Raw genomic sequence first — 608 nt, forward strand, 5'->3', positions numbered from 1 at the left:
GCCGGTGGCCGACAGGGCTTTTTCAGCGGCGTGGGCTTCAGGCGCTGCTGGATCGCGTCGCCGATCGCGCCGGCCAGGCCGAAGGCGATCAGCAGCAGGGCGGCGGGCCAGGCGGCCAGGCCCAGCGACTGATGAACAGGTCCGCGAACAGGGCCCCGTTGGCGCCCAGCCAGTTGGTCGGGGCGGCGGCGGACGAGGCGTTCAGGCTGGGATCGGCCGGGTTCCACGAGACCAGGGCGACGACCAGCAGGGCGGCCAGCAGGGCCTGCAGCACGCCGCGGAAGCGCACCACGAAGGGGGCGTCCCACAGGATGCGGGCGCTGACCCAGGCGCGGCGGCCGATGGCGAGGGCGGCGGACATGCGGACGCGGACTCCGGAGGGCGGGACTCGACGGTGTTGTCGCTCACGCAGGGTTAAGGGGCTGTTTACCAGCGAGACGTCCCGGCTCTTCGCTTCGCTTCGGCCGGGATGACAAGGCGGGCATCGTTCTTCTCCCTCCCCGTCCCGGGGAGGGTGGTCGCGCAGCGACCGGGCGGGGGCGGCGCGGAGAGGCGACGCGCCGCCCGAGCCGCTCCCACCTGTCGCCGCTGCGCGCCGACATCCCTCC

1 protein-coding gene is annotated in these 608 nt (G+C 74.0%); it reads right to left on the reverse strand.

Annotated elements, in window-relative coordinates; translation table 11 throughout:
• Nucleotides 1-88: 88 nt before the first annotated feature.
• Nucleotides 89-361: a DNA translocase FtsK 4TM domain-containing protein gene (locus AC2W7C_RS18770; protein ID WP_486002693.1), complete on the reverse strand. Its 273-nt coding sequence runs from the start codon at nucleotides 359-361 to the stop codon at nucleotides 89-91.
• Nucleotides 362-608: the final 247 nt, after the last annotated feature.

Source organism: Brevundimonas sp. CURTG3B2_SDJG (genome assembly GCF_057364705.1).

Excerpts from the sequence above, each read along its gene's own strand:
- AC2W7C_RS18770 (WP_486002693.1), bottom strand. The coding sequence starts at position 361 with ATGTCCGCCGCCCTCGCCATCGGCCGCCGCGCCTGGGTCAGCGCCCGC.